At 60.0% G+C, this 20,207-nt stretch carries 17 protein-coding genes; 13 read left to right on the top strand and 4 right to left on the bottom strand.

Annotated elements, in window-relative coordinates; genetic code table 11:
* Positions 1-99 precede the first annotated feature (99 nt).
* The 4 genes from MHK00_RS08710 to MHK00_RS08725 all read left to right on the top strand — a co-directional run bounded on the left by MHK00_RS08710 (position 100) and on the right by MHK00_RS08725 (position 3,931).
* Complete coding sequence (locus tag MHK00_RS08710; RefSeq protein WP_200435300.1) at positions 100-1,602, top strand: peptide MFS transporter; 1,503 nt, start codon at positions 100-102, stop codon at positions 1,600-1,602.
* Positions 1,603-1,920: 318 nt separating this feature from the next.
* Positions 1,921-3,219: an inorganic phosphate transporter gene (locus MHK00_RS08715; protein ID WP_005329184.1), complete on the top strand. Its 1,299-nt coding sequence runs from the start codon at positions 1,921-1,923 to the stop codon at positions 3,217-3,219.
* 3 nt (positions 3,220-3,222) lie between these two features.
* Positions 3,223-3,513, top strand: coding sequence for a hypothetical protein (locus MHK00_RS08720; protein ID WP_005324056.1), 291 nt, complete (start codon positions 3,223-3,225; stop codon positions 3,511-3,513).
* Positions 3,514-3,676: 163 nt separating this feature from the next.
* Positions 3,677-3,931, top strand: a complete 255-nt coding sequence (locus MHK00_RS08725) for a hypothetical protein (RefSeq protein WP_005324057.1) — start codon at positions 3,677-3,679, stop codon at positions 3,929-3,931.
* Between the two features lie 99 nt (positions 3,932-4,030).
* Here MHK00_RS08725 and fabG read toward each other — a convergent pair whose 3' ends face one another.
* Positions 4,031-4,798 (bottom strand): 3-oxoacyl-ACP reductase FabG, encoded by a 768-nt coding sequence (gene fabG / locus MHK00_RS08730; protein WP_150850440.1) that lies wholly within the window; start codon positions 4,796-4,798, stop codon positions 4,031-4,033.
* A 227-nt stretch (positions 4,799-5,025) separates the two neighbouring features.
* On the opposite strand from fabG, the gene clpX reads away from it, so the two are divergent.
* On the top strand, positions 5,026-6,321 hold the full coding sequence (clpX, locus tag MHK00_RS08735) for an ATP-dependent Clp protease ATP-binding subunit ClpX (protein WP_250411383.1): 1,296 nt from the start codon (positions 5,026-5,028) through the stop codon (positions 6,319-6,321).
* Between the two features lie 66 nt (positions 6,322-6,387).
* Here clpX and MHK00_RS08740 read toward each other — a convergent pair whose 3' ends face one another.
* Positions 6,388-7,155, bottom strand: coding sequence for a TetR/AcrR family transcriptional regulator (locus MHK00_RS08740; RefSeq protein ID WP_179386883.1), 768 nt, complete (start codon positions 7,153-7,155; stop codon positions 6,388-6,390).
* Between the two features lie 370 nt (positions 7,156-7,525).
* On the opposite strand from MHK00_RS08740, the gene MHK00_RS08745 reads away from it, so the two are divergent.
* The 6 genes from MHK00_RS08745 (at position 7,526) to ndk (ending at position 14,169) form a co-directional block, all read left to right on the top strand.
* Positions 7,526-8,476, top strand: a complete 951-nt coding sequence (locus tag MHK00_RS08745; RefSeq protein ID WP_250411385.1) for a malate dehydrogenase — start codon at positions 7,526-7,528, stop codon at positions 8,474-8,476.
* A gap of 80 nt (positions 8,477-8,556) precedes the next feature.
* A complete protein-coding gene (locus tag MHK00_RS08750; protein WP_250411387.1) occupies positions 8,557-11,277 on the top strand; it encodes a valine--tRNA ligase in 2,721 nt (906 codons plus the stop codon).
* Entirely contained in the window at positions 11,277-12,812 is a 1,536-nt protein-coding gene (folC, locus tag MHK00_RS08755; protein WP_005324065.1) for a bifunctional tetrahydrofolate synthase/dihydrofolate synthase, read from the top strand. Before MHK00_RS08750 ends, folC begins: the two co-directional genes overlap by 1 nt.
* A complete protein-coding gene (locus MHK00_RS08760) occupies positions 12,809-13,321 on the top strand; it encodes a DUF4233 domain-containing protein (protein WP_005324066.1) in 513 nt (170 codons plus the stop codon). The genes folC and MHK00_RS08760 overlap by 4 nt, the downstream gene beginning before the upstream one ends.
* A 46-nt stretch (positions 13,322-13,367) precedes the next feature.
* Positions 13,368-13,679, top strand: coding sequence for a hypothetical protein (locus MHK00_RS08765; RefSeq protein WP_005324067.1), 312 nt, complete (start codon positions 13,368-13,370; stop codon positions 13,677-13,679).
* Positions 13,680-13,758: 79 nt separating this feature from the next.
* Positions 13,759-14,169 (top strand): nucleoside-diphosphate kinase, encoded by a 411-nt coding sequence (gene ndk, locus MHK00_RS08770; protein WP_005324068.1) that lies wholly within the window; start codon positions 13,759-13,761, stop codon positions 14,167-14,169.
* Between the two features lie 269 nt (positions 14,170-14,438).
* Here the strand turns inward: ndk and MHK00_RS08775 are convergent, their stop codons facing one another.
* A complete protein-coding gene (locus tag MHK00_RS08775; RefSeq protein ID WP_250411389.1) occupies positions 14,439-14,789 on the bottom strand; it encodes an ArsR/SmtB family transcription factor in 351 nt (116 codons plus the stop codon).
* Between the two features lie 108 nt (positions 14,790-14,897).
* Between MHK00_RS08775 and arsB the strand changes: the two genes are divergently transcribed.
* Positions 14,898-15,962, top strand: coding sequence for an ACR3 family arsenite efflux transporter (gene arsB, locus MHK00_RS08780; protein WP_250411391.1), 1,065 nt, complete (start codon positions 14,898-14,900; stop codon positions 15,960-15,962).
* Here the strand turns inward: arsB and MHK00_RS08785 are convergent.
* Positions 15,959-16,726: a hypothetical protein gene (locus tag MHK00_RS08785; RefSeq protein WP_250411393.1), complete on the bottom strand. Its 768-nt coding sequence runs from the start codon at positions 16,724-16,726 to the stop codon at positions 15,959-15,961. The two genes, arsB and MHK00_RS08785, sit on opposite strands and share 4 nt — an antisense overlap.
* Before the next feature lie 203 nt (positions 16,727-16,929).
* Between MHK00_RS08785 and MHK00_RS08790 the strand changes: the two genes are divergently transcribed.
* A partial coding sequence (locus tag MHK00_RS08790) for a translation initiation factor IF-2 N-terminal domain-containing protein (protein WP_250411394.1) occupies positions 16,930-20,207 on the top strand: 3,278 nt, incomplete at its 3' end.

The raw sequence follows: 20,207 nt of genomic DNA on the forward strand, positions 1-20,207 counted from the left end.
GCGCAATATCTGCAGGTCGTTAGGTTAATTTCTATCGTGCGACACTAAACCTATAATGGTCGATTTGTGATTTAGACCTCTAAGTGGTCATATATTTTTATGGAGAAACACACATCTGACGCGGCGGCCCAGGCTGCTGCGCCCACACCGCAGAGCGGCGAACGTACATTCTTTGGCCACCCATGGGGCTTGGCCAACCTCTTTGGCGTGGAAATGTGGGAGCGATTTAGCTTCTACGGTATGCAGGCACTTGTCTTGCTGTACATGTATTACGCCACTACCGATGGCGGTCTTGGTCTAGACCGCGCGGACGCGACGTCCATCGTGGGTGCCTATGGCGGCTTGGTGTACATGGCTTGCTTGTTGGCTTCCCTTGTTGCCGACCGAGTCTTGGGTGCAGAGCGCACTTTGTTTTATTCGGCCGTTCTGGTCATGGCTGGTCACCTCGCCTTGGCATTTATCCCCGCGGTAACTGGTTTGGCCATTGGTCTTGTCCTCATTGCGGTTGGTTCCGGTGGCGTTAAGACCACTGCGCAGGTTGTGCTTGGCTCCATGTACTCCCGCGATGACCCGCGCCGCGATGGTGGTTTCTCCATCTTCTATATGGGCGTTAATATCGGCGCGCTTGTTGGTCCGCTGCTCACCACCGCGCTGTGGGGCTGGCAGGGTTTCCATTGGGGTTTCGGTATTGCAGCAATTGGCATGGCGCTCGGCCTGATCCAGTATTCGCTCATGCGCAAGACCACCATTAAGGATGCGGGGCACGAGGTTCCAAACCCGGCTAGCCGGAAGCAATTGCTCATGGGTGTGGTGGTAGTTGCAGCCATCATCGTGGTTATGGTGGTGGCATTGGCTACCGGCGCTATTCAGGTTGATTGGCTGTCCAATATTGTCACCGCGGTTGCTCTGGTTGCAGCAATCTATCTGTGGGCACAGATGTATACCTCGAAGTTGGTGACCCGCGAGGAAAAGAACCGCCTGTTGGGCTTTATTCCGATGTTTATTTCCGGTGTTTTGTTCTTCGGAATCTTCCAGCAGCAGTTTACGGTGATGACGATTTATTCGGATGTGCGCCTGGACCGCCACATGTTTGGCTGGGAAATCCCGCCATCACTGGTGCAGTCCATTAACCCGATCTTTATTGTTATTTTCTCCGCTGTCTTCGCAACGATGTGGACGAAGCTAGGGGATAGGCAGTGGTCCACCCCAGTAAAGTTCGGCGTAGCCAATATCGTCATCGGCATCTCCTTGTTCTTCTTCCTTCCTTTCTCGGGTGCGGAAGCGAACTCCACCCCGATGTTTGTCATCGTTTTCATCCTCTTCCTTTTCACCATGGCGGAGCTCCTTCTTTCGCCGGTGGGCAATGCGCTTGCCACCAAGGTGGCGCCGGTGGCATTCCCGTCCCGCATGATGGCGGTGTGGATGATGGCGGTGGCTATGGGTACCTCGCTGGCCGGCTCCTTGGCTAGCTTCTATAACCCGGATGATGCAGGCGCGGAGAATACCTTCTTCATCTCCCTTGGTGTTGTATCCATCGTGTTGGGTGCCATCCTGCTTGTTCTAAGCCGCTGGGTGGTAAAGAAGTTCTCTACCTTCCGCTAGGCGCTGTAAAGCACCCTTAAATGGGAGGTATGTCGGCGTGATGTTGGCATACCTCCCTAAGTGGTTTTTATCACTCGGGTTAAGCGGGGGCAGGTGGGGGTATTTAATTGGCATTAGCTGGGGAATTTTTATCCCTTCGGAATCCTCTTGGGCTCGATTCTGAGCCCCAGCAGGTTAACAAAAGGTTAACCAAAGGAAGTATTAAAGAAAAGCAATTGTCTGCGGATAGGCGCAGGAGTATTCTGCATTCGTCCGCGACGCGTGAAGGCGCCGCAGATGCGTACCGTGTTCATCTTTTCTTTCCAAGGGGCCAACGCTGTGACAGCGACTCTGATTATCCTCGGCATTGTGGTGGTAACCGCCCTTGCCTTTGACTTTACGAACGGATTTCATGACACTGCCAACGCGATGGCTACGTCCATTGCCACCGGTGCTTTGAAGCCTTTTACTGCGGTGGCAATCTCCGCAGTCCTCAACCTTGTCGGTGCTTTCCTTTCGGTCAACGTTGCTGCGACCGTGGCAAAGGGCATCGTTAACCTTGATTCCTACGACCTGTCTGGCGCCGCCGCTGACACCGATGGCCAGGCGCTTTTGATGGTCGTCTTCACCGGCCTTATCGGCGGCATCATCTGGAACCTGTTCACCTGGTTGCTGGGTATGCCGTCCAGTTCCTCCCACGCCTTGTTCGGTGGCCTCATCGGTGCCGCCTTCGCTGCGATGGGCTCGACTGGTGTGGAGTGGTCTTCCATTGCCGGCAAGATCATTATCCCAGCCGTTGCCTCGCCTATTATCGCGGCGCTGGTTTCGGCGTGTGCCACGTTCCTTATCTACTGGGTAACCAACACCATTCCCAACAAGGCGAAGAACGAGCACTTCCGCCACGGTCAGATCGTCACCGCCTGCCTGGTGTCCCTGGCGCACGGCGCTGGCGATGCGCAGAAGACCATGGGCGTTATTTTCCTGGCGCTAGTTGCCTCTGGGCATGCAGTTGCCGACGCCCGCATTCCTACCTGGGTTATCGTTTCTTGTGCTGTGGCCATCGCGGCCGGCACTCTGTCCGGCGGCTGGCGCGTTATCCGCACTCTGGGCAAGGGTCTGGTGGAGATTGAGTCCCCGCAGGGCATGGCCGCGGAAGCTACCTCCGCAGCGATCATCTTGACCTCTGCTACCGGTGGTATGGCACTGTCTACCACCCACGTGTCCACCGGTTCTATCCTGGGTACCGGCCTGGGCCGTCGCGGTGCTGAGGTTCGCTGGGGTGTGGCCATGCGCATGGTGTCCGCATGGCTCATTACCTTGCCGTGCGCTGCGTTCGTGGGCTTTGCTACCTGGTGGTTGGCACATGGCGTCTCTTCCTTTACTAACGTAGCAACCGGCGCCATCGTGGACTTCGTCTTGCTGCTGGCAATGGCCGCACTCATCGTGGTTCGCTCCCGCATGAACCCGGTGGATGCTTCCAACGTCAACAATGATTGGGACCCGAACTCCGAGTCTGTGGATTCCTCCATGGGTGCGGGCTCTGACCGCAAGGAGCCAGTTGCTGCCGGTGCCGCACCAGTGTCCGCTACCAAGGCGGAGGATGCCTCCGCGCCGTCTACTGCTCAAGAGGAGCGCTAAACCATGACTGCTGCAGAAATCTTCCAGTCCCTTATTCACGTTGCAGGCTTGGCGCTGGTCTTCGGCGCTGGCATTCCGCTCCTGTTCTCCCTGGGCATGCGTTGCATGACCGGTGACCCAATTCGTGACGACAACGGCGTTGTCGTGGGCGATACTCCGGCAAGTACGCAGATGAAGGTACTGGGCTGGACCGTCTATGCGGTGTTGGCCGTAGTCATTCTCGTGGCCATCATGTGGATTGCTCGCGATACGCTGGACCACTACTTCGGCTTTACGCCGTTCGGTGACCTATAAAGAATCCCATTGCCTGAGGGCAAACCTTCCGTGTGATGCGCGGCACACTTTTCCAAAGTTAACAAAAGGTTAACTTTAAGCGACCTAGGGGTTGCTTAGTGGAAGTGTGCCGCGTATATTCTTCTCTATCAAACAGAGAGAAAGCCACATGGAGGTGTGAGAAATGAACAAGATGCGTACTTTGATGGACGGCATCGCTGATGCGTTCAAGGGCTCCACCACTGGAACCGGCCTGGACACCGTTTCAGAAGCTCCGGTTCGCGCTTTGGTGGCAGAAACCCTGCTTGACGCTGATAAGACCCCTGCTACGACTAAGGACGTCGCAGAGGCACTAGAAACCGTCACCGGTCATGCTCCGGATGAACACGAGATGCTCGATGCGGAACTTTTCCTGCTCGACTTCGATTGGCTGCAGTAAGCAGCAACTGAATGAAATCCCCACGAGGCCCCTTGCCGCACACTGTGTAGCAGGGGGCTTTGTGCTGCGTGGGGCACACGGGGGCGTCGGTAAGCGCGGCTAATCGCGCGGCGGCAGGATGGCCTCAGGGGTTTCGGGCAGGAGCTGGCCGCCATCGATAATAAGGGTTTGGCCGGTGATATAGCCTGCCTCTTCCGAAGCCAGGAAGGCCGCTGCGTTGCCAATATCGCGTGGGGTGCCCAGGCGGTGCAGCGGTACCGAGCGCGTCATTTGATCGAGGTACTCCTGGCCTTGGGCCTCGAGGCCCTCGGTGAGGATATTGCCTGGGAGGACCCCGTTGATGGTGATGCCATCGCGGGCCACCTCGAGCGCGGCCGAGCGCATAAACCCCTGCTGGGCGGCTTTGGAGGCGCCGTAGTGGGCCCAACCGGGAAAGCCCGTGTGCGAGCCGGTGATAGATGTGGTGATGACGATTCGTCCATAGCGGCGTTGCTTGAGGTAGGGGAGCGCCTCCTGGACCACCTTGAAGGTGCCGTGGGTGTTGATGGCAAACATCGCTTCCCACTGCTCATCGGTCATCTCTGCCAGCGGGCAGTTTGGAAAGACGCCGGCATTGGAGCACACAATGTCGAAGCCGCCGTACTCGGCAGCGACCTGGCGGTACATGTCCTTAACCGAAGCGCGGTCGGTGACGTCCACGCGAATGGCGCTGGCACCCAACTCCTTAGCGGTAGCGGTGGCGTGGTCTAGGTCGATATCGGCGATGACAACGGTGGCGCCGGCCTCTCGCAGCGCGGCGACAATGCCGCGGCCAATGCCGGAGGCGCCGCCGGTGACAACGGCTACCCGGCCTGTGAGATCGAACATGATGCTCCTGTTCCTAAAAGGGGTGGGATGAGGGTGATTTCACCTTCTAGTTTAGGCCGCAGGAGCAGGAAAGGCCTGGGAAATTCGCCACGCGGGAGGGAATGAATGAAGGGCCTGTCGGGTTGATTTACTAAGGTAGAAACAGATGAAGATTAAGCCGCTCGGAAGGGTAGAATCATCCTTCCAACTGTGGATAGCGGTACGAAAAGCGAGTGTGAAAGAACTTAATGGCACGTATGCAAGAAAGCGCTGACCTGCTCAAGTGTTCCTTTTGTGGCAAGAGTCAGAAGCAGGTGAAAAAGCTCATCGCCGGCGGCGGTGTCTACATCTGCGACGAGTGCATCGAGCTATGCAATGAGATCATCGAAGAGGAACTGGGCCAAGAGCAGGCGCAAGAATCCTCCGATGCAGAGGTGCGCCTGCCTCGACCCTCGCAGATTTCCGCCTTCCTCGATAAGTACGTGATCGGCCAAGACAAGGCCAAGCGTGTGCTGTCTGTGGCGGTCTATAACCACTACAAGCGCATCAAGGCCGAAGAGTCGGCCGCGTTGGAGGCCCGCCGCAAGAAGGCCGAGGGCGATGAAGTAGAGATCTCTAAGTCCAATATCTTGATGTTGGGCCCCACCGGTTCCGGTAAGACCTATCTGGCGCAGACCTTGGCCCGGCTTCTCGATGTCCCCTTTGCCATCGCCGATGCCACCAGCCTCACCGAGGCCGGCTACGTGGGTGAAGACGTGGAAAATATCCTTCTGAAGCTGCTGCAAGCCGCGGATTTTGACGTGGAGCGTGCCCAGCGCGGCATCATCTACGTCGATGAGGTGGACAAGATTTCGCGCAAGTCCGAGAACCCGTCCATTACCCGCGACGTATCTGGTGAGGGCGTGCAGCAGGCGCTGCTGAAGATCCTAGAAGGTACCGTGGCGGCCATCCCGCCGCAAGGTGGCCGCAAGCACCCGAATCAGGAGTTTATCCAGCTGGATACCTCCAATATCTTGTTCATTGTTGCCGGCGCATTCGCGGGCTTGGATCAGGTCATTGCGGATCGCGTGGGCAGGAAGGGCGTGGGTTTCGGCGCCAACTTGGATACCAAGGACGAGCGCGAAAAGGTTGACCTCTTCTCCCAGGTACGCCCCGAGGATCTGGTGAAGTTTGGCCTTATTCCAGAGTTCATCGGCCGCCTGCCTGTCGTGGCCACGGTGGATAACCTGGACCGCGAATCTTTGGTCAAGGTGCTCACCGAGCCAAAGAACTCCCTGGTTAAGCAGTACAGCCGCCTCTTTGAGATGGATGACTGCGAATTGGACATCGAGCCTGCGGCATTGGACGCCATCGCGGAGCTCGCCTTGGAGCGCAAGACGGGTGCGCGTGGCCTGCGCGCTATCATGGAAGAGCTTTTGGTCCCGGTCATGTACGACCTGCCGGACCGCGAGGATATTGCCACGGTGCACATTACGTCGGAGTGCGTGACCGAGGGCGCGGAGCCGCAGTTTAGCTATACGGATGAGGCAAAAGAATCTGCCTAGGCCTTAGCTGCCACAGCGCCTACTGGCGGGCTGTGGCAGGGTGGGGCGTGGGCCGGAAGGCCCGCGCTAGTACTCCTCGCTGTAGATATCCTGCGGGGAGGCCTCGTCGCCTTCTTCGGTATCGAACGAGGACGAGGTGAGGTAGGACTCGTGGCCCGAGTCCGGAATATTGGCGGTCAAAAACGCCAGCACAGCATCGACGGTGAGCCTATGCATGCCGTCGATATTTTCTTGGGTATTGAAGTTTACGCCCAGCATGTTTTCCACCATCACCTGGTTGGTCACGCGGTAGACCGTCAACGAGGAAATCAGGGTGAAGATGTCATTGGCGGAAATGCCGGGGCGGAAGGCGCCGGCGTCTTGGCCCAAAAGCAGCAAGCGGTCAAGGTGGAGGGCCACCCCGGCGACGTCGGCAATAGCCTGCTGTGCCGGGTCCACAATCTGCTGATTACTTTCCCATACCAGCATGCGGATGGCCTCCGGGTTGGCTACTCGCTCGCGGAAGAGCCAATCCACCAACTTGCGCACGCCTTCGACCGGAACTGCGGTATCGATTTCCAGGGCATCCTCAGGCGGATTGAGGCGCTGCGCGGCGGTGCTCAGCGCACGCAGGTACAAGCCCTTCTTATCGCCAAAGTGGTAATGAATCATGCGCTTGGACATGCCGGATTCTTGGGCGATGGTCTCTAGCTTGGTTTCTGTAAAGCCGAAACGGGAAAACTGCTTGATCGCAACGTCCACCACGGAGTCAATGCTGACGGATTCCGCGTGGGCAGCGTGAGGAGAATCCGCCTGGTCTGCAGCCTGCAGTGGGTCAGTATTCTCTGTGCTCATTGCATAAGTCCTTAATCCTTGCGGCGCGGCGGTGGCGCGGTGAACTGATGTCTAATAGTGCGGGAGTAGGCAATCCCTCTGCATTCTGGGTGTGCAGCGCGGGGGAGTATCCCGCATTTCCTTTTCCCATCATGCCCGATTAATCACCCCGTGCGGGAGTTTCTGGCCCATTGGGGGCGCTAATTTGGAGGTAAATGGGGGTATTTTAACGCAAGTGTCCTAGATTTTCCCTCCAAAAGAGGGGGCCAGATTCACAGCGCGGATGCTGGCGGTGGGGCTAAGCTCGGTGGTGGATTACATTCCGTGGCGGTGCGAGCAATCTGGCTCGCGTGTGCCGCCCATGTCGCAGCCATTGAGGAGGCTTTACATCATGACTCAGCCCGTCAAGATCACTGTCACCGGCGCCGCCGGCAACATCGCGTATTCGCTGCTGTGGCGCATCGCTGCTGGAGATGTGTATGGCAAGGACACCCCGGTGGACCTAGCATTGCTGGAAATTCCCGCTGCGGTGGAAAAGGCCCAAGGTGTTGCCATGGAGCTCAATGACTCCGCCCTGCCGTTGGTTAACTCCATTACGGTTACTGATGATCTCAAGGAAGCCTTTGAAAACACCTCCGCCGCCTTCCTCGTCGGCGCTCGCCCCCGCAGCAAGGGCATGGAGCGCGCCGACCTGCTGGAGGCTAATGGCGCCATCTTCACCAAGCAGGGCAAGGCCATCAATGACTACGCCGCGCGTGATGTCCGCGTGCTCGTGGTGGGAAACCCGGCTAATACCAATGCCCTCATCGCTGCGAATAATGCGCCGGATTTGGATAAGTCCCAGTTCAACGCTTTGATGCGCTTGGACCACAACCGCACCCTGAGCCAGCTTGCGCTAAAGACGGGCAAGTCCACCACCGATTTCACCAAGGTGGCGGTCTGGGGCAACCACTCCGCTAGCCAGTTCCCGGATATCACCTACTCCAACGCTGAGGTGGACCAGGAATGGTACCGCGAGGAGATGATCCCCAAGGTGGCCAAGCGCGGTGCGGAGATTATTGAGGTACGCGGCAGCTCCTCGGCCGCATCGGCGGCGTCGGCAGCCGTGGACCACATGCATGACTGGATCCATGGCACCGAGGACTGGCGCACCGCGGCGGTGCCATCGGACGGATCCTACGGCGTCGACGAGGGCCTTATCTGCGGATTCCCCACGGTCAGCCGCAACGGCCAGTGGGAGATCGTGCAGGGACTGGAGCTCACTGATTTCCAAAAGGAGCGCATCGAGGCCTCTGTGGCCGAGCTGCGCGAGGAGCGCAAGGCCGTGGCGGACCTGCTCTAAAACCCGGTCGGTGCGCACCTCATACTCGGTGCGCACCCTGCCTGGCTGAGCCGGTTGACGTGCAAGGTAGAATCGGCCAGGTGACTGAGCAAAATAATGAGCAATTAGTTGGTACCAACCGCGCCGATGCGCTGCCCAAGTCGTGGGAGCCGCAGGCCGTAGAGAAGGACCTCTATGAGGGCTGGGTAGAAAAGGGCTACTTCACGCCGGATGCGAATTCGGAGGCTGAGCCTTATTCCATCGTGCTGCCGCCGCCGAATGTGACCGGCCAGCTGCACATGGGCCACGCCCTAGACCACACGCTGATTGATTCCATTATCCGCCGCAAGCGCATGCAGGGCTACGCCACCCTGTGGCTGCCCGGTGCCGATCACGCCGGCATTGCCACCCAGACCAAGGTCGAGGCCAAGCTCAAGGAGACCGAGGGCAAAAAGCGCTGGGACTATGAGCGCGAAGAATTCATTGACAAGGTCTGGGAGTGGAAGGAGCAGTACGGCGGCACCATCCAGAACCAGATGCGCGCCATCGGTGACTCCGTGGACTGGTCCCGCGAGCGCTTCACCTTGGATGATGGCCTCTCCCGCGCCGTCCAGACCATCTTTAAGAACCTCTACGATGAAGGCATGATCTACCAGGCCAACCGCCTGGTGAACTGGTCGCCGGTGCTAGAGACCGCCGTCTCCGATATCGAGGTCGTGTACAAGGACGTCGAGGGCGAGCTGGTGTCCATCCGCTATGGCTCGCTCAATGACGATGAACCGCACCTCATCGTGGCCACCACCCGTGTGGAGACCATGCTGGGTGACGTCGCCATCGCCGTCCACCCCGACGATGAGCGCTATGCCGACTTGGTGGGGAAGGAGCTGCCGCACCCGTTCCGCGATGACCTGAAGCTCAAGATCATCGCCGATGACTACGTGGATATGGAATTCGGTACCGGCGCGGTGAAGATCACCCCGGCCCACGATCCGAATGACTACGCGATGGGCACCCGCCACAACCTGGAGATGCCCACCGTTATCGATACCACCGGCCACATTGCCAATACCGGCACCCGCTTCGACGGCCTGACCCGCGAGGAAGCCCGCGTGGAGATCCGCGAGGCACTGCGCGAACAGGGCCGCATTGTCAAGGAAATCCGTCCGTACGTCCACTCCGTGGGCCACTCGGAGCGCTCCGGCGAGCCTATCGAGCCGCGCCTGTCCCTGCAGTGGTTCGTGGACGTGGCCAAGATGGCCAAGGCCTCTGGCGATGCCGTGCGCGAGGGCGATACCACCCTGCACCCGCAGTCGCTCGAGCCGCGCTACTTCGAGTGGGTCGATGACATGCACGATTGGTGCATCTCCCGCCAGCTGTGGTGGGGCCACCGCATTCCTATCTGGTACGGGCCAGAAGGTGAGGACGGCCAGCGAGACATCGTCTGTGTCGGCCCTGATGAGGAGCCACCGGCAGGCTACGAGCAGGACCCGGACGTGCTGGATACCTGGTTCTCCTCCGCGCTGTGGCCATTTTCCACCCTGGGCTGGCCAGAAAAGACCCCGGATCTGGAGAAGTTCTATCCCACCAACGTGCTGGTCACCGCCTATGATATCTTGTTCTTCTGGGTGGCCCGCATGATGATGTTTGGCACCTTTGCCGGCAGCCACACCCCGGAGCTTTTGGGTGAGGGCACCGATGGCCGCCCGCAGGTTCCGTTCAAGGACCTGTACCTGCACGGCCTGGTCCGCGATGAGCAGGGCCGCAAGATGTCCAAGTCTTTGGGCAACGGCATTGACCCGATGGATTGGGTGCGCGATTACGGTGCGGATGCCCTGCGCTTTACCCTTGCCCGCGGCGCCAACCCCGGCGTGGACCTGCCGCTTGGCTCCGATGCCGCCGCGGCCGCCCGCAACTTTGCTACCAAGCTCTTTAACGCCACCAAGTTCGCGCTCATGAACGGCGCTGGAGTGTCCACGCTGCCGAACCGGGCGGAGCTTAGCGACGCCGACCGGTGGATCCTTGACCGGGCCGAAGAAGTCCGTGCCAAGGTGGATGCCTACCTGGATGACTACCAGTTTGCTAAGGCCAACGAGCTGCTCTACCACTTCACCTGGGACGAGCTGTGTGACTGGTACTTGGAGATTGCCAAGACCCAGATCCCGCGCGATGGCGTAAGCGAGCAGGGCCGCAATACCCAGATCGTGTTGGGCCGCGTGCTCGACGTTGTTCTGCGCCTGCTGCACCCGACCATGCCTTTCGTCACCGAGGTGCTGTGGAAGGCGCTGACCGGCGGCGAGTCCATTGTTGTGGCACCATGGCCAACCGTTGCCGATACCAATGGTGGTGCCACCAAGGATGAGGTGGCCGCCCGCCGCATCGAGGACGCCGATAAGCTCATTACCGAGCTGCGCCGCTTCCGCTCCGACCAGGGCGTAAAGCCTTCCCAGAAGGTGCCGGGCCGCCTCGATTTCGCCGCAGCGGATCTCACCGGCCAAGAGGAACTGGTGCGCAATCTGGCCAATACCACCGCCCCGGGCGAGGATTTCGATCCTTCCGCCTCCATCGAGGTGCGCCTTTCCCAGGCCACCGTGGAGGTCACCCTGGACACCCACGGCGCCGTGGACGTAGAAGCCGAGCGCAAGCGCCTGGAGAAGGACCTGGCCAAGGCCAATAAGGAACTGGAGCAGACCGGCAAGAAGCTGGGCAACGAGAACTTCTTGTCCAAGGCGCCGGAAGAAGTGGTCAATAAGATCAAGGAGCGTCAGCAGATCGCCCGCGAAGAGGTCGAGCGCATCACCAGCCGTTTGGAGGGCCTGAAGTAGTGGCGGACAAGGACAAGGAGACAGAGGACTTCGAAATCGTCGATGCCCTCAAAGAAGGCACCGACGGTGGCCCGGTGGAAATCACCGAGTCCGGCCTGACGCTCAACTTGGGCATGGGCAGCGAGGACGAGTACAACGAGGCCGCACCACAAGAGGTCTCGGCCGAAGAGCTGCGCGCCCTTGTGGAGGTAGAAGAAGAGCTCAATGAGCGCTGGCCCGAGACCAAGATTGAGCCTTCCCTCGACCGCATCGAGATGCTCATGGATCTGCTCGGCCACCCTGAGCGTTCCTTCGATGTCATCCACATTGCCGGCACCAACGGCAAGTCCTCTACCGCGCGCATGGTGGATTCGCTCCTGCGGGCCTTCCACCGCCGCGTCGGCCTGGTCACCAGCCCGCACCTGCAGCGCGTTACCGAGCGCATCGGCATCGATGGCCAGCCCATCCACCCGCGCGATTATGTGCGCATCTGGCATGAGATCAAGCCTTTTGTGGAGATGGTCGATGCCCAGTCGGACGTTCCCATGTCCAAGTTCGAGGTCCTCGTCGGCTTGTCCTATGCCGCGTTTGCCGACGCCCCCGTGGACGTCGCCGTCGTTGAAGTCGGCCTTGGCGGCCGATGGGATGCCACCAACGTGGTCAATGCGGACGTCTCCGTCATTACTCCGGTGGGCTTGGACCACACGGATTACCTGGGCGATACCCTCGCAGAGATTGCCGGTGAAAAGGCGGGCATTATCAAACCGCGTGAGGATGCCGATGACCCGCTGACCCCGAATGAAAATATCGTGGTCATCGCCGAACAGGACCCGGAAGCAATGCGGGTCATCCTGCAGCAGGCCGTGGATGTGGAGGCGGGCGTGGCCCGCTCCGGTTCCGAGTTTGCCGCCCTCGAGTCCCGCATCGCTGTTGGCGGCCAGCAGGTCAATATCCAGGGCCTTGGCGGTCTGTACGAGGATATTTTCCTACCCCTGCACGGCGAGCACCAGGCCAAAAATGCCGCCGTGGCCCTTGCTGCGGTGGAGGCATTTTTCGGCGCCTCGGCCGGCCACCCGCTGGATGTTGCGACCGTGCGCAATGGTTTTGCCCAAGCGATTTCGCCCGGCCGCCTGGAGCGCGTGCGCACCTCGCCCACGACGTTTATTGACGCCGCCCATAATCCACATGGCGCCAAGGCGCTAGGCGCGGCGCTGGACCGCGATTTCGACTTCGCCCGCCTCATCGGTGTGCTCTCCATTTTCGCGGATAAGGACGCCACCGGCATCCTCACCGCACTAGAGCCTTACCTCACCGAGGTCGTCATCACCCAAAACTCCTCGCCGCGCGCCCTCGATGCCTACGACTTGGCAGAGACCGCCCGCGATATCTTTGGCGAGGAGCGAGTGTACGTAGCCGATAACTTGCCGGGCGCCTATGCCCAGGCCGTGGAGCTTGCCGAGGACGCCGAGGTCCAGTCCGGCTCCGGCATCATCATCACCGGCTCGGTCGTCACCGCTGGTGATGCCCGCGCGATGTTTGGAAAGGAACCTGCATGAGCCGCGACAATCACCACCCGCGCGGCGAGCACCAGCCTCGCCCGCCCCGCCGCACCCGCGGCCGTGGCCGCGAAGAACAGATCCCGGAAAGCGAGATCGGCCCGCTTGGCATGGGCCAAGCCCCAGTCAAGGACCCACTCAAAAGCTTCAACGGGATGGTCATTGCCAGCTCCCTGACTATGGAGGCGCTCGCCCTATCCTTCGCACTGCCGATGCTGTACAAGCTTTATGACGGCACCTTGTGGACCCCCTTTAACTACGGCTTTGTCATCGCCGCAGTGGTATTCCACCTCGTGATGATCGCGTTCATGAATAAGAAGTGGGCGCTGTCCGTCATTGTGTGGGCACAGCTGTTGTGCGTCATTGTGGGCTTTATGGTCCACTGGGCCGTGGCCGCCATCTTCATCATCTTTGGCATGGAGTGGCTGCTGGCCGTCTACCTGCGCAGCAACCTTATCGCCCGCATGAAGCGCGGATACCTCACCACGCAGCACCTCAACGAGAAATAGGCTCGATACCTCCGGCGGGTGGGGCAGACGCGATAGACTAGCGCCCATGCGCAATCTCTATCTCGTCCTTGCCGCACTCGCCTGCATCGCCGCGGTGGCAGCCCGCGCCGCTACGGGAACGCCATGGCTACCGCTAGTCGCCCTCATCATTGGTGGCGTTTTTCTGGTTTTGGCGCTGCGGAGCAACTTTGAGCCGGCCAAAGAAGCCACCTTTGAGGATTTGGATAAGGAGCAGCGCGCGGAGCTGCAACGACTGTTGGGCAATGGGCAGTTTGGCGCCGCAGTAGGCCAGGTACGCCTGTGGTTTCGGGGCACCTCCCAAGAACGCGCCGAAGAGATAGTTAAACAACTCGCATAGCCCTAGACCCCCACACTTTTACCCCAACGGGATACCCCAGCGCGCGACGCATGCGTGCGGTTTCGGTACAGTGTGGGGCATGACTGAACGTACACTGATTCTCATCAAGCCGGACGGCGTAAAGAACGGCCACGTAGGCGAAATCATCTCCCGCATCGAGCGCAAGGGCCTGAAGCTGGCCGAGCTCGACCTGCGCGTTGCTGACCGCGAGACCGCGGAGAAGCACTACGAGGAGCACAAGGACAAGCCATTCTTCGGTGACCTCGTCGAGTTCATCACCTCCGCACCGCTTATCGCTGGTGTTGTTGAGGGCGAGCGCGCCATCGAGGCATGGCGTCAGCTGGCTGGCGGCACCGACCCAGTCTCCAAGGCCACCCCGGGCACCATCCGCGGCGACTTCGCTCTGACCGTTGGCGAGAACATCGTGCACGGCTCTGACTCCCCAGAGTCCGCTGAGCGCGAGATCGCTATCTGGTTCCCGAACCTCTAAACTTTTGCGCACTTAGCGCATCATTCAGCCCGAGCCTGTAGGCTCGGGCTTTATTTATTGCTTGATCCATAAGCCCAAGCGGAGAGCCGCATACCGAGTATCCGGCCCTACCTTGAATAAGTATTGAAACGGCAAAGCCGCAAATACGTAGAGAAGCAGAACTGGAGCAGGGGTTTTGTTTCGGGGCTGAAGGTGCTTAACGCGGCAGATCATTGCTGAGGATAATGCACGCGAGGTCATTCACATCTCAGACTAGGACTGGAGTTCTCCTAATCGAAGGAGAGTAACTGGCGCAGTGTTCGGAAGGCTTCCTTTTGTACTCGATGGGTAACGGTACGGCCCGATTGTTGCTTGATTAAGAGACCGGATTCCCTCAACTTGCCGAGGTGATGAGATACCGTCGGTTGGCTCAGGCCGGAAAGCGCGGTCAGCTCCGTAACACTCATCGGGCCGCAGCCCTCGTCGCACAATATGGATAGCAGGCGCAGGCGGGCTGGGTCAGCAAGTACTTTAAATTGCTGGGAAAAGCGGAGGGAGTCGCCTTGGCTGAGTGGGCCACTGCTCAGGGAACAGCACTGTGTATCCGGGGTGCTATCGGCATTGCTAGGGGAGGAGTCCATGCACACAGTATAAGGAGTCTGCCTCCCATTCCGTTATATTGACGAGTATCAATATGGGCGATTAAAGTACTGTTCGAAAGTTGAATTCCTCGTCGCACAAGGAGAGCCATGGCCGCTACGCAACGCCCAAAGTTGTCATTTCTCGATAGATTCCTTCCTGTGTGGATCATCATGGCCATGGCTGTGGGGCTATTGATAGGCCACCTCCTGCCAGGCATTGGAAAAGCACTGTCTGCTCTAGAGGTTGGCGGTATTTCTCTTCCAATCGCGCTGGGCCTGCTAGTTATGATGTATCCGCCCTTGGCTAAAGTTCGCTACGAAAAGACTCGAGACATTGCTGCCGATGGCCGCCTGATGGTGATATCTATCGTGCTGAACTGGGTGGTGGGGCCCGCGTTGATGTTTACCTTGGCGTGGATCTTTTTGGCAGACCAGCCGGAGTTGCGAACCGGCTTAATCATCGTCGGATTGGCGCGCTGCATCGCCATGGTCTTGGTATGGTCCGACCTTTCCTGCGCGGATCGAGAGGCCACCGCGGTACTTGTGGCTATTAATTCGATTTTCCAAGTAGCCATGTTTGGCGTCATGGGTTGGTTCTACTTGCAAGTTCTACCTGGATGGCTAGGCCTAGACACCACCTCTGTTGAATTTTCTTTCTGGTCCATCGTCACTGCGGTTCTTGTGTTCCTAGGAATCCCCCTGCTGCTTGGCGTGCTCTCACGGGTGTGGGGAGAAAAGGTCAAAGGTCGCGAATGGTTCGAAGACCGTTTTCTCCCGGCAGTCTCGCCTTTGGCGATGATTGGTTTGCTCTACACCATCGTGCTGCTGTTTTCACTGCAAGGCGAGCAGCTGGTAGCCCAGCCGACAGCCGTGGTGAGAGTGGCGATTCCGCTGGTTATTTACTTCGTTGGAATGTTTTTCCTTGCCTTGGGCGTAGCAAAAGCCGGGGGAATGAACTACGCACAGTCTGCTTCCGTGGCTTTTACCGCAGCCGGAAATAACTTCGAGCTAGCCATTGCAGTTTCCATCGGCACCTTTGGCGCCGCGTCAGCACAGGCCCTTGCCGGCACCATCGGGCCACTGATTGAAATCCCAGTACTCGTAGGACTTGTTTACGTGATGCTCTGGATAGGGCCGAAGCTTTTCCCAGGAGACAAAAGCTTGCCACGCTAACGCCGGCCTACTTGATAGAGACACCGCACCCCAGTCGGCGTGATGGTGATGGTCCACTTTGCGGGCGCGGTGCGCAGTCCCATGCGGCTCAGCTTCACCAGGTCCGCCTTTGCTAAAGCATCGAGGTGTTCGCATAGAGGGTCGAGGTCTACCCGCATGAACTTCGAGAGGGCAGTGGAATTAATCGTGTTTCCCTGCACCGCGCCGGCGGCGACGAGGGCGGTGAGGATGTCCGAGTGGGCGTCGGCAAGCTGCAAGCGAGCCTCCGTAACCCCGTCGAGCGGGTCTTTTTCCAGGATCTTGTTAATGCGGCGCCGGCCGATCCGGAAGGACTGGGAAAACATGCTCCAGATGCCCAACGGCAAGCCAAAGGCCCACCACGCGCCGGACAGCATCCCGGCAACGGGCGGGGCCAGCTCTACCTCTGGGAGCAGGCCGGCTGCGCTCAGTGGCGCCATGACCAATGGCGCAGCGATCGGGATAAACGGTGCGATATAGGCAATCGTGGGATAGTCACCATCACGGAATTCCTCTTGCGCAGCGTTGATGCCGCGCGGGTAATTGCGGATGAGGTGCACCAACCCCAGCACCGCAAAGACGGCAAAAACACCGGCTCCCATCAACATATAGTCCACGCCTGTGTTGGCGAAGCCAATGGCAAAGCCGGCCGGTACGCCAAAGTAAAGTGCGGAGCGCACCGGGACTTCATTGCGCTGTCGGTACTGCGCGAGTTCGCGCGCGGGGATTCGTGCTAGTTCTGCCACCCCGCCAACATAACACCGCCTGCCAGCTTGCCCGCGGTTCTGTGACACAATGGGGGATAGCGCGTACGAGACGCGGCATAACTTCATATCCCACAAACTTTTATAGCGCGCACTATGCCTCGTGCGGCGGCGGTACGGTCTTCGTCCGTGCCTGCGCCCGAGGCGGCGCCAAATACAGACGATGTACAGGAGTAAGCCCGAACATGGTGGCACAGAACTCTCAAGAAACAACTGAAAGCCTCAAAGTGGCGGCGTCTTTGGCCCAGAACCTGGACCGCAGCCAGCTCAAGGACAAGACCCGCGTGTATTCCCTGGCCAAGCAGCTGGGGCTTTCCTCGCGCGAGCTGGTGGCACAGCTCAAAGACATGGGCCTGAAAAAGAGCGCGCAAAGCTCCCTTTCCCGCGAGGAAGCAGGCCAGGTGCTGGACGCTATAGCGAACGCCGCCGCGGTTGCCGACGCCCCCTCGGGCGACCCCACCACAGCACCGGCTGCAGAGACCGAGGTCAATGCCGCCGCGCAACCGGAAGAAATCCCGGACGAGGAACAGGAAAAGAAGCCGGCGAAAAAGCGCGCCAAGCGCGCCCGCAAGGCCACCCGTAAGTCCGCTGCCGTGGCACCCGAAGAGCCGGCAGATGCCGCCGAGGCAGGGGAGGGGGAGCAGTCCGCGGAAGACGAAGAACACCTGCGCCACCGTGTGCGCAAGAACGTGGACAATGAGATTTCCCAGATCGAAGACAAGGTAGAGGCATCGCTTGCCCAGGCCGCAGCCGAAATTGGCGCAGCCGCCGAGGAGTCTGAGGACGCTGAAGCGGCAGAACCCGAAGCTGCAGAAGCCACGGGTGAGACGGACGAAGCACCGGCTAGTGCACTCGATACCGGAACGGTTGATGCGGCGAAGCTGCACGAGGTGCTGGCCGAGGCCGGAGAGGACTTCGAGGATGACTACTACGCCCCGCACATCGTCCCGCGCGCGGAATCCGAGGAAGACTCTGGACACTATGACTTTGCGCCTATCTTCATGGCCCCGCAACAGGACGAGGCAGGGGCATTCGCACCGGCTGTAGATGCAGCGGAGGAGGACTTCTCTGCAGACGACTCCGCACGCGACGACGATGAGGGCGCTGCCGATTCCGCCGAAGATAGCCGCGAGCACTCCGGCTCCGGCTCCGACCGCGGTTCCGGAAAGTCTGAAGGCCGCCGCCGTGGGCGCCGCGGCGCATCCCGCGGACGCGGCGCGGGTTCGAAGCGTGAAGAGCAGGCAGACGAGCCCGAGCACATTGAAGAGCCGAAGGCCATCCGTGGCTCCACGCGCATCGAGGCTCAAAAGCGCCGTCGTGCTGAGCTGCGCGAAAAGGGCCGCACCCGCCAGCACATTGTCTCCCAAGCGGAGTTCCTTGCCCGCCGCGAAGCTGTGGAGCGCACCATGGTGGTGCGCGATAAGGAGCGCGAGGACGGCGCCGGCATCATCACCCAGGTGGGCGTGTTAGAAGATGACTTGTTGGTCGAGCACTTCGTGACCACCGAGTCCCAGGCCTCGCTCATTGGCAATATCTACTTGGGCCGCGTTCAAAACGTGCTGCCGTCCATGGAGGCGGCCTTCGTGGATATCGGACAGGGCCGAAACGGCGTGCTCTACGCCGGTGAGATCGACTGGCGCAAGACCAAGCTGCACGGGCGCGCCCGCAAGGTAGAAAATGCCCTGAAGTCTGGTGACCAGGTGCTGGTGCAGGTGGCTAAGGATCCCATCGGTCACAAGGGCGCGCGTCTGACCACTCAGATTTCCCTTGCCGGCCGCTACCTGGTCTACGTACCGGGTGGGCGCAGCGCCGGTATTTCCCGCAAGCTGCCCGCTCCGGAGCGCAAGCGCTTGAAGGATATCCTCGGCCGCGTAGTGCCGGGCGATGGCGGCGCGATTATCCGCACCGCCGCCGAAAACGTCCCAGAAGAGGCAATCGCTACCGACGTCAACCGCCTGCACAGCCGGTGGGAGGACATCGTGGCACACGCTAAGAAGGAAAAGTCCTCCAAGGGCGCCAAGCCGGTGACCATGTATGAAGAGCCAAATATGCTCATCAAGGTGGTGCGCGATCTCTTCAACGAGGACTTCACCGAGCTCATCGTCGATGGCAAGCGCTCCTTCAATACCGTCCGCGCCTATGTAGATTCCATGGCGCCGGACCTTGCGGACCGCGTGGTGCGTTACCGCGCCAAGGACCACGGCGGGCAGGATGCCTTCGAGGCTTACCGCATTGATGAGCAGCTGCATAAGGCGCTCTCGCGCAAGGTATGGCTGCCCTCGGGCGGCACGCTGGTTATTGACCGCACCGAAGCCATGACTGTCATCGACGTCAATACCGGCAAGTTCACCGGTTCTGGCGGCAACCTGGAAGAAACGGTTACCCGCAATAACCTCGAGGCGGCCGAAGAAATCGTGCGCCAGATGCGCCTGCGCGATCTCGGCGGCATGATCGTCGTGGACTTTATCGATATGGTCCTGCCAGAAAACCAGGATCTGGTGCTGCGCCGCCTGAAGGAAGCCTTGGGCCGCGATCGCACCCGCCACCAAGTATCCGAGGTTACCTCGCTGGGCTTGGTGCAGATGACCCGCAAACGCCTGGGCACCGGCCTGGTGGAGACCTTCTCCACCGAGTGCGAGTGCTGCAACGGCCGTGGCATTATCATTCACCAGTACCCGGTGGACGAGGCCGAGGGCGATCAGCGCTCCAAGCATTCTGGCCGCAAGTCCAAGGCACACAAGAAGCAGCACCACGATCCGCAGCAGCACCCGACTGCGGTGGCGATGCATAAGCACGAGCTTGACGACGCCCCCGAAAGCTCCTCCAAGCCTAAGCGCTTCAAGAAGACCCAGGCGCCGGTCTACGGCACCGAGAGCGAGGACGCCGCACGGGAATCTGCCAAGACGTCGTTGGAAGACCTCGTAGCAAACGTCGTTGTAGACGAGCGCGGTCCGGCTGAGTCGCAGGCCGAATCGGAAGAGCACAGCGGAGACCACGACCGCAGCAAGGAGCGCGGACGTGGACGCGGTCGCCGCCGCGCGCGCAAGCGCACTCAGACTGAGGTTTCCGATATCGAGGCCATCGCGTATGCCGCGGCGGATAATGCGGCCGAGAGCGACGAGGTGCAGGAATTTAATTCCTACGTCCCCGATGCGGATACGGACGCGGACTCGGGTGCCGTTGCTCAGGCACACCCTGGTGCAGGGGCCGGCTCCAAGCGTGGCAAGAAGCCGCGCCGGGCGACGCGCCGGTCGAAGGCCACGCACACGGCTGCAGGCGGCGAGCACAAGGCTTCTAAGAAGGCTGCAGAGAGTACCCCGGAACAGGTAGCTGATAAGACCTATGACGAGGCAGTAGCCGAGTTTGAGGCTTCCCCGCGCCGCAAGCGCCGCACGCGCGGCAATTCGCGCTCCGATAGGCGCCCACAGCCGCAGGATTTCGCGGTCGCCGGTGAGCAGGACGC

It is taken from the genome of Corynebacterium tuberculostearicum, assembly GCF_022347385.1.
Lineage (GTDB): Bacteria > Actinomycetota > Actinomycetes > Mycobacteriales > Mycobacteriaceae > Corynebacterium > Corynebacterium tuberculostearicum_M.

Excerpts from the sequence above, each read along its gene's own strand:
- arsB (WP_250411391.1), top strand. The coding sequence starts at position 14,898 with ATGGCCGCTACGCAACGCCCAAAGTTGTCATTTCTCGATAGATTCCTT.
- MHK00_RS08765 (WP_005324067.1), top strand. The coding sequence starts at position 13,368 with ATGCGCAATCTCTATCTCGTCCTTGCCGCACTCGCCTGCATCGCCGCG.
- MHK00_RS08740 (WP_179386883.1), bottom strand. The coding sequence starts at position 7,155 with ATGAGCACAGAGAATACTGACCCACTGCAGGCTGCAGACCAGGCGGAT.
- ndk (WP_005324068.1), top strand. The coding sequence starts at position 13,759 with ATGACTGAACGTACACTGATTCTCATCAAGCCGGACGGCGTAAAGAAC.
- MHK00_RS08725 (WP_005324057.1), top strand. The coding sequence starts at position 3,677 with ATGAACAAGATGCGTACTTTGATGGACGGCATCGCTGATGCGTTCAAG.
- MHK00_RS08710 (WP_200435300.1), top strand. The coding sequence starts at position 100 with ATGGAGAAACACACATCTGACGCGGCGGCCCAGGCTGCTGCGCCCACA.
- fabG (WP_150850440.1), bottom strand. The coding sequence starts at position 4,798 with ATGTTCGATCTCACAGGCCGGGTAGCCGTTGTCACCGGCGGCGCCTCC.
- MHK00_RS08760 (WP_005324066.1), top strand. The coding sequence starts at position 12,809 with ATGAGCCGCGACAATCACCACCCGCGCGGCGAGCACCAGCCTCGCCCG.
- MHK00_RS08745 (WP_250411385.1), top strand. The coding sequence starts at position 7,526 with ATGACTCAGCCCGTCAAGATCACTGTCACCGGCGCCGCCGGCAACATC.
- MHK00_RS08720 (WP_005324056.1), top strand. The coding sequence starts at position 3,223 with ATGACTGCTGCAGAAATCTTCCAGTCCCTTATTCACGTTGCAGGCTTG.
- clpX (WP_250411383.1), top strand. The coding sequence starts at position 5,026 with ATGGCACGTATGCAAGAAAGCGCTGACCTGCTCAAGTGTTCCTTTTGT.
- MHK00_RS08775 (WP_250411389.1), bottom strand. The coding sequence starts at position 14,789 with ATGGACTCCTCCCCTAGCAATGCCGATAGCACCCCGGATACACAGTGC.